Origin of the sequence: Ramlibacter sp., assembly GCF_035706265.1 — a bacterium.
In the GTDB taxonomy this organism is placed as follows: domain Bacteria; phylum Pseudomonadota; class Gammaproteobacteria; order Burkholderiales; family Burkholderiaceae_C; genus Ramlibacter.
Genome location: NZ_DASSVG010000164.1, coordinates 1 through 8,345, shown reverse-complemented (window position 1 = coordinate 8,345; position 8,345 = coordinate 1). Strand labels below are relative to the sequence as shown.

Below are 8,345 nucleotides of genomic sequence, written 5' to 3'. Positions count from 1 at the left end.
ACTACCAGGACGCCGTGAACGCGGTGGCGCACCACCTGCAGCAGAAGGGCCTGGGCGAGAAGAAGACCACCTGGCGCCTGCGCGACTGGGGCATCAGCCGCCAGCGCTACTGGGGCACGCCGATCCCGATCATCCACTGCGAGGAGCACGGCGCCGTGCCGGTGCCGGAAAAGGATCTGCCGGTGGTGCTGCCGCAGGACTGCGTGCCGGACGGCAGCGGCAATCCGCTGAACAAGCGCGAGGACTTCCTCGCCTGCACCTGCCCCGTGTGCGGCAAGCCGGCGCGCCGCGAGACCGACACGATGGACACCTTCGTCGATTCGTCGTGGTACTTCATGCGCTACTGCGACCCGAAGGACGACGCGCGCATGGTCGCCGAGGGCACGCAGTACTGGATGCCGATGGACCAGTACATCGGCGGCATCGAGCACGCCATCCTGCACCTGCTGTACGCGCGCTTCTGGACCAAGGTGATGCGCGACATCGGGCTGGTGAAGATCGACGAGCCCTTCACGCGCCTGCTGACCCAGGGCATGGTGCTCAACGAGGCCTTCTCGCGCACGACGACCGGCAAGCAGTACTTCTGGGCCCATGACCTGGACATCGTGCGCGACGAGCACGCGCACGTGGTCTCCGCCACCGCCAAGGCCGACGGCCAGCCGGTGACGTACGAGGGCTGGACCACCATGTCCAAGTCCAAGAACAACGGTGTCGACCCGCAGGACCTGATCGAGAAGTACGGTGCCGACACGGCGCGCCTGTACACGATGTTCACGGCGCCGCCGGAGGCCACGCTGGAGTGGAACGATGCCGCGCTGGAAGGCAGCTACCGCTTCCTGCGCCGGGTGTGGAACTTCGGGCTGAAGCTCGCCCAGGCGCCGGCTGCCGCGGCCGGCGCGCCGTCCCGCGCCGCCGCGGCCCTGCGGCGCGAGATCCACGTGGTGCTGCGCCAGGTGGACTACGACTACCAGCGCATGCAGTACAACACCGTCGTCTCCGGCGCGATGAAGATGCTCAACGCGCTGGAGGACTTCAAGGGCGGCGCCGAGCCGGGCGCGGACGCCGCGCTGCGGGAAGGCTTCGGCATCCTGCTGCGCGTGCTGTACCCGGTCACGCCGCACGTCACCCACGCGCTGTGGCAGGAGCTGGGCTACGCCGCCGCCCAGGGCGACCTGCTCGACGCCCCCTGGCCGCAGGTGGACGAGGGCGCGCTGAAGCAGGACGAGGTGGAGCTCGTGCTGCAGGTGAACGGCAAGATGCGCGGCTCCATCCTGGTGCCGGCCGGCGCCGACAAGGCGGAGATCGAGAAGATCGCCCTGGCCAGCGAAGGCTTCCAGAAGTTCTCCGGCGGCGCGGCGGCCAAGAAGGTGATCGTGGTGCCGGGCCGGCTGGTGAACGTGGTGGTATGAGGCGACGTCCCTGGATCGCCGCGGGCGCCGCGGCGCTGCTGGCCGGCTGCGGCTTCCAGCTGCGCCAGGCGCCCGACTTCGTGTTCGATTCGATCGCGGTCAACGCGCCCTCCACGTCGCCGGTCGGCAACGAGCTGCGGCGCAACCTGGCCGCCGATGGCCGCCTGCGGGTGCTGCCGGCCGGCGCCGATGCGGCCCAGGCCCGGGTGGTGCTGGAGCTGCCCTCCGAATTGCGCGAGAAGGTGGTGGTGGGGCTGAACACCAGCGGCCAGGTGCGCGAGTTCCAGCTGCGCACCCGCATCCACTTCCGCCTGCGCACCGGCCAGGGCAAGGAGCTGATCCCGGATACCGAGCTGCTGCAGCAGCGCGACATCAGCTTCAACGAGGCCGCGGTGCTGGCCAAGGAGACCGAGGAGGCGCTCCTGTACCGCGACATGCAGACCGACCTCGTCCAGCAGCTGATCCGCCGGCTGGCGGCCGTCCGCTCCCTGTAAGACACGGCCGGACGGGGCGTCGTCGCACGCCTGCAAGGGGCCTTTCGGCGCTCCTACAGTCCCGTCGGTCGGGCCGTGCCATCCTTGGGTACCGTTGCCGCGCCGGCGCCCTTGCGTGCGACCTGCCGCGGCCTCATCTTCGAAGAACGTCGTCGGGAGCCGTCGCATGGATGCCACCGCCACCCCTGCCTCGCAGGCCTACATCCAGCAGGAAGCGCGTTTCGGCGCGCGCAACTACGCGCCGGTGCCCGTGGTGGTGGACCACGCGAAGGACTGCCTGGTCTGGGACGTGGAAGGCCGCGAGTACATCGACATGATGAGCGCGTACTCCTCGGTGAGCCACGGCCACCTGCACCCGCGCATCGTGGCGGCGGCGCAGCGCCAGATGGAGAAGGTGGCGGTGATGTCCCGCGCCTACTACGGCACCACGCTGGGGCCGCTGCTCGAGAAATTGAGCGAGGTCACCGGCTTCGAGCGCGCGCTGCCGATGAACACCGGCGCCGAAGCGGTGGAGACGGCGATCAAGTGCGCGCGCCGCTGGGGCCATCGCGTCCGGGGCATTCCCGACGGCGAGCAGCGGATCCTGGTGGCGCGCGGCAACTTCCACGGCCGCACCACCACCATCATCGGCTTTTCCAGCGAGCCGGAGTACCGCATCGGCTTCGGGCCGTTCTGCGACGGCTTCCAGCATTTCGACTACGGCGACATGGAAAGCGTGAAGGCGGCGGCCACGCAGCACACCTGCGCCGTGCTGATCGAGCCGATCCAGGGGGAGGCTGGCATCCTGGTGCCGCCGCCCGGCTTCTTCCAGCAGCTGCGCGCCTGGTGCACCGAGCACGACATCCTGCTGATCGACGACGAGGTGCAGGCGGGGCTGGGGCGCACCGGCAAGTGGTTCGCCTTCGAGCACGAGGGCATCCGGCCCGATGCGCTGATCCTCGGCAAGGCGCTCGGCGGCGGCCTGCTGCCGGTGAGCGCCTTCTGCGCGGACGACCGGATCATGAAGGTCTTCGTGCCGAACAGCCACGGCTCCACCTTCGGCGGCAATGCGTTGGCCGCGGCCGTGGCGCTCGAGGGCCTGCGGGTGCTGCAGGAGGAAGGCTTGGTGGAGCACTGCGCCGAGAAGGGCGAGTACCTGTTCCGGCGCCTGCGCGAGGTGCAGGACGAGGTGCGGCCGCTGGTCCGCGACGTGCGCGGCCGGGGCCTGTGGATCGGCGTCGACGTCGACCCCTCCTGCGCCACTGCGCGCGAACTGGTGGAGCGGCTCGCGGCCGGCGGCGTGCTGTCGAAGGAGACGCACGACACCGTGATCCGTTTCGCCCCGCCGCTGACGATCACCTTCGACCTGATGGACCGCGCGGTGGAGGTCTTCCGGCGGGTGGCTTTGGAGAAGCATCGCGAGCTGGGGCTGGGCCGGAACGCGGTGTAGCTCCGTAGGGGATCAACAGCCGGACGCAAAGGACGCAAAGGTACGCAAAGGACGCGAAAGAACATCCAAAGGTAGTGGATGTCCTTTTGCGTCCTTTGCGCTTTCTTCGCGTCCTTTGCGTCCGGCTGTTCGGCTGTTCGGCTGTTCGGCTGTTCGGCTGTTCGGATTCTCCGCCCGCTAAACTTGCCGCCATGCAACTCGCCGCCGCGCAACTCTCGCAGCACCTCCAGCGCGGACTGCGGCCGCTCTACACGCTGCACGGTGACGAGCCGCTGCTGGTGCAGGAGGCGGCCGATGCGATCCGGGGCGCGGCGCGCGCGCAGGGCTACACGGAACGCACGGTGCACACCGTCGCCGGAGCGCACTTCGACTGGAGCGGCGTGCTGGCCGCGGGCGGCTCGCTGAGCCTCTTCGCCGACAAACAGATCGTGGAGATCCGCATCCCCTCCGGCAAGCCGGGCAAGGAGGGCGGAGCGGCCCTGCAGCAGATCGCCGAACAGGCGGCCGGCAACGAAGGCACGCTCACGCTGGTGCTGCTGCCGCGGCTGGACTTCCAGACCAGGAAGACGGCCTGGTTCGGCGCCCTCGAAGGCCACGGCGTGGCGCTGGAGCTGCAGCCGGTGGAACGCGCCGCGCTGCCGCAGTGGATCGCGCAGCGGCTCGCGCAGCAGGGCCAGCGCGTGTGCAGCGGCGAGGAGGGCCAGCGCACGCTGCAGTTCTTCGCCGACCGGGTGGAAGGCAACCTGCTGGCCGCCCACCAGGAGATCCAGAAGCTGGCGCTGCTGTACCCCGCCGGCGAACTGCGCTTCGAACAGGTCGAGACGGCGGTGCTGAACGTCGCCCGTTACGACGTGTTCAAGCTGTCCGAGGCGGTGCTGGCCGGCAATGCGGCGCGCGTGCAGCGCATGCTGGACGGGCTGCAGGCCGAGGGCGAGGCCGAGGTGCTGGTGCACTACACGCTGGCCGAGGACATCCGGGCGCTCAAGCGCGTGAAAGACGCGATGGCCGCCGGCCGGCCGCTGCCGATGGCGCTGCGCGAGCAGCGGGTGTGGGGCGCGAAGGAAAAGCTGTTCGAGCGCGTGCTGCCGCGCCTGGCCGCGCCGGTGCTGGAAAAGCTGCTGCATTCGGCGCACGTGGTCGACGGCATCGTGAAGGGGTTGAAGTCGCCGGGATGGCCGGCGGACGGCTGGCAGGCGTTGCATCGGCTGGCGATGGAGCTGTGCCTGGCGGCTGGCGGACGACGCGCCTGAGCCATGCCACCCTCACCCCCACCCTCTCCCGCAGCGGGAGAGGGAGCAAGACACTCAGCCCCGCCCTCTCCCGCAAGCGGGAGAGGGAACAAGCCCGGACGGGGTTGACCCCCTCTCCCCCTTGCGGGAGAGGGTTGGGGTGAGGGAAAGCCCGATAATCGGGCCATGAACGCCCTCAACGTCTCCGAATACATGCACACCCTGGGCCTGCAGGCCCGGCAGGCGGCGGCGCGCATGGCTTCGGCGTCGGCGGCGGAGAAGAGCAAGGCCCTGACGGCGCTGGCCGCCCTGCTGCGCGCCAGCGTCGAGAGCCTGCAGGCCGACAACGCGAAGGACATCGAGCGCGCCACCGCGGCCGGCCTCGCCGCCCCCATGGTGGACCGCCTCAAGCTCACGCCCAGGATCATCGAGACCCTGGCCGTCGGGTGCGAGCAGCTCGCCGTCATGCCGGACATCATCGGCGAGGTGATCGGCATGAAGCAGCAACCCAGCGGCATCCGCGTGGGCCAGATGCGCGTGCCGCTGGGTGTCTTCGGCATGATCTTCGAGAGCCGCCCCAACGTGACCATCGAGGCCTCCAGCCTGTCGATCAAGAGCGGCAACGCCTGCATCCTGCGCGGCGGCTCGGAAGCGATCGAATCGAACAAGGCGCTCGCCCGCCTGGTGCAGCAGGCGCTCGCGCAGGCGGGCCTGCCGGCCGAAGCGGTGCAGCTGGTGCAGACCACCGACCGCGAAGCCGTGGGGCGCCTGATCGCCATGCCGGACTACGTCGACGTGATCATCCCGCGCGGCGGCAAGGGCCTGATCGAGCGCATCAGCCGGGAGGCCAAGGTGCCGGTGATCAAGCACCTGGATGGCAACTGCCACACCTACGTCGACGACCCCTGCGACCTGGAGCTGGCCGTCAAGGTGACCGACAACGCCAAGACCCAGAAGTACAGCCCCTGCAACGCCAGCGAGGGCCTGCTGGTCGCCCGCGGCGTGGCGAAGGACTTCCTGCCGAAGATCGGCGCCGTGTTCGTGGCCAAGGGCGTGGAGATGCGCTGCGACCCCGAGGCGCGCGCGATCCTGCAGCAGCTGCCCGGCGCCAACGTGCAGGAGGCGAGCGAGCAGGACTGGTCGGAGGAGTACCTCGCGCCCATCATCAGCGTCAAGGTGGTGGCCGGCGTGGACGAGGCCATCGCCCACATCAACCGCTACTCCTCGCACCACACCGACGCCATCCTCACGCGCGACCACGTGCATGCGCAGCGCTTCCTGCGCGAGGTGGATTCGGCCAGCGTGATGGTCAACGCCAGCACGCGCTTCGCCGACGGCTTCGAGTACGGCCTCGGCGCGGAGATCGGCATCAGCACCGACAAGTTCCACGCCCGCGGGCCGGTGGGCATCGAGGGCCTCACGTCGCTCAAGTGGATCGTGCTGGGCAACGGCGAAGTGCGCACCTGAGGCCGTCCGCGCCTCTTGCAACCTTCCCGGTTGCCCCCAGCTCCTAGAATCCGCCGGGACACCCGAACAGAATTAGAAGAGGCGCATGGTCCCCCATCTCATCACGGCCCTCACCGGCCCGATCAACGAGCTCGAGCAGCGCATCCTGGAGTCGATGCCGGCGGTGGAACGCTGGTTCCGCCTGGAGTGGATGGAGCACACGCCGCCCTTCTACTCCTCGGTGGACATCCGCAACGCCGGCTTCAAGCTGGCCCCGGTGGACACCAACCTCTATCCGGGCGGCTGGAACAACCTCACCCCCGAGATGCTGCCGCTGGCCGTGCAGGCCGCGATGGCGGCGGTGGAGAAGATCTGCCCCGAGGCCAAGAACCTCCTGATCATCCCGGAGAACGAGAAGCGCAACAGCTTCTACCTGAGCAACATCGCGCAGCTGCAGCGGATCTTCCGCATGGCCGGCCTCAACGTGCGCGTCGGCTCGATCGATCCCGAGATCAAGAAGCCGACCACCATCCAGCTGCCGCACGACGACCCCGTCACGGTGGAGCCGGTGGTGCGCAGCAAGCGGCGCCTGGGCCTGAAGAACTTCGACCCCTGCACCATCCTGCTGAACAACGACCTCACGGCCGGCGCGCCGGGCATCCTGGAAGACCTGCACGAGCAGTACCTGCTGCCGCCGCTGCACGCGGGCTGGTCGGTGCGGCGCAAGAGCCGCCACTTCCAGAGCTACGAGGACGTCGCCAAGCGCTTCGGCAAGATGCTGGGCATCGACCCGTGGCTGGTGAACCCGCTCTTCAACCGCTGCGGCGAGCTCGAGTTCGGCAAGGAAGAGGGCATGGAATGCCTGCGCACCAACGTCGATGCGCTGATGGCCAGGATCCGCAAGAAGTACAAGGAATACGGCATCAACGAGAAGCCCTTCGTGGTGGTGAAGGCGGACTACGGCAGCGAAGGCATGGGCATCATGACGGTGCGCGACGTGAAGGACCTGGAGGAGCTGCGCAAGCGGCCGAAGAACAAGCCGCCGGTCGTCAAGGGCGGCAAACCCATCACCGACGTGATCATCCAGGAAGGCGTGCTCACGGCCGAGCGGATCAACGACGCCGTCGCCGAGCCGGTGGTCTACATGATGGACCGCTACGTGGTGGGCGGCTTCTACCGCGTGCACGCCGGCCGCGGCATGGACGAGAACCTCAACGCGCCGGGCTCCACCTTCGTGCCGCTGGCGTTCGCCGAGAGTACGCGCTTACCGCAACCGGGCCAGAAGCCGGGCGCCAGCGCCCCGAACCGCTTCTACATGTACGGCGTGATCGGCCGGCTGGCCATGCTGGCGGCCAGCTACGAGCTGGAGGCGACGGACCCCGAAGCGGAAACCTATGACTGACTGACGGCCGCTCCCCGGCGGGTTGCTGCACAGCAACATCCGGCCATCCGCAAGGATGGCCGGGGCACAATGGCGGTCCCCAGATTCAAGACCCTGCCGGACGCGCGGTCCGTGACGGGCGGCTCGTGCAGAACTCGAAATCCTCGCTTGCGGCGCTGACGCTCGGCGCCATCGGCATCGTCTACGGCGACATCGGCACCAGCGTTCTCTACGCGCTGAAGGTGCTGTTCAACACCACGCACGTGCCGCTGACGCCGCCCAACGTGTACGGCGTGCTCTCGCTCGTGTTCTGGACGGTCACGGTGATCGTCTCGCTGAAGTACGTCACGCTGATCCTGCGGGCCGACAACAACGGCGAAGGCGGCCTGATCGCCATGCTGGCGCTGGCCTCCAACGCCGTGAACGACAAGCCCGCCCTGCGCAGCCTGCTGCTGGGCCTGGGCATCTTCGGCACCGCGATCTTCTACGGCGACGGCGTGATCACGCCAGCGATTTCGGTGCTCTCGGCGGTGGAGGGGGTGACGCTCGTGTCGCCCGACTTCACGCCCTACATCGTGCCGACCGCCCTCGTCATCATCTTCGTCCTGTTCTGGATGCAGAAGAACGGCACGGGCGGCATCGGCCGCCTGTTCGGCCCGGTCTGCCTGGTCTGGTTCCTGGCCATCGCGGCGCTGGGCATCCCGCACATCGTCGCGCAGCCGGAGGTGCTCCTGGCCGTGAGCCCGCACCATGCGCTGCGCTTCATCGGCGAGCACAAGGGGACGGCCTTCGTGCTGCTTGGCGCCCTGGTGCTGACGGTGACGGGCACCGAGGCGCTCTACGCGGACATGGGCCACTTCGGCAAGACGCCCGTACGGATCGCCTGGTTCGCCCTCGTGTGGCCGGCGCTCATCCTCAACTACTTCGGCCAGGGCGCGCTCCTGCTCGCACAGGGCA

At 68.9% G+C, this 8,345-nt stretch carries 7 protein-coding genes; all 7 read left to right on the top strand.

Going from position 1 to position 8,345, the window contains the following annotated elements; all coding sequences use genetic code 11:
* Positions 1-1,409 (top strand): class I tRNA ligase family protein (locus tag VFM98_RS06390; protein ID WP_325109070.1); only part of this gene is annotated, 1,409 nt, incomplete at its 5' end.
* Positions 1,406-1,903 (top strand): LPS assembly lipoprotein LptE, encoded by a 498-nt coding sequence (lptE, locus tag VFM98_RS06385; RefSeq protein ID WP_325109069.1) that lies wholly within the window; start codon positions 1,406-1,408, stop codon positions 1,901-1,903. The genes VFM98_RS06390 and lptE, both read left to right, overlap by 4 nt.
* 166 nt (positions 1,904-2,069) lie before the next feature.
* Positions 2,070-3,332, top strand: coding sequence for an ornithine--oxo-acid transaminase (gene rocD / locus VFM98_RS06380; RefSeq protein WP_325109068.1), 1,263 nt, complete (start codon positions 2,070-2,072; stop codon positions 3,330-3,332).
* 191 nt (positions 3,333-3,523) lie between these two features.
* Positions 3,524-4,582 (top strand): DNA polymerase III subunit delta, encoded by a 1,059-nt coding sequence (gene holA, locus VFM98_RS06375; RefSeq protein WP_325109067.1) that lies wholly within the window; start codon positions 3,524-3,526, stop codon positions 4,580-4,582.
* 165 nt (positions 4,583-4,747) lie between these two features.
* On the top strand, positions 4,748-6,028 hold the full coding sequence (locus VFM98_RS06370; RefSeq protein ID WP_325109066.1) for a glutamate-5-semialdehyde dehydrogenase: 1,281 nt from the start codon (positions 4,748-4,750) through the stop codon (positions 6,026-6,028).
* Between the two features lie 85 nt (positions 6,029-6,113).
* Positions 6,114-7,409 (top strand): glutamate--cysteine ligase, encoded by a 1,296-nt coding sequence (gene gshA / locus VFM98_RS06365; protein WP_325109065.1) that lies wholly within the window; start codon positions 6,114-6,116, stop codon positions 7,407-7,409.
* 125 nt (positions 7,410-7,534) lie between these two features.
* Positions 7,535-8,345, top strand: an 811-nt coding sequence (locus VFM98_RS06360; protein ID WP_325109064.1) for a KUP/HAK/KT family potassium transporter, incomplete at its 3' end; no start/stop codon positions are given.

Coding starts and splice junctions, on each gene's coding strand:
- lptE (WP_325109069.1), top strand. CDS start 1,406: ATGAGGCGACGTCCCTGGATCGCCGCGGGCGCCGCGGCGCTGCTGGCC.
- rocD (WP_325109068.1), top strand. CDS start 2,070: ATGGATGCCACCGCCACCCCTGCCTCGCAGGCCTACATCCAGCAGGAA.
- holA (WP_325109067.1), top strand. CDS start 3,524: ATGCAACTCGCCGCCGCGCAACTCTCGCAGCACCTCCAGCGCGGACTG.
- VFM98_RS06370 (WP_325109066.1), top strand. CDS start 4,748: ATGAACGCCCTCAACGTCTCCGAATACATGCACACCCTGGGCCTGCAG.
- gshA (WP_325109065.1), top strand. CDS start 6,114: ATGGTCCCCCATCTCATCACGGCCCTCACCGGCCCGATCAACGAGCTC.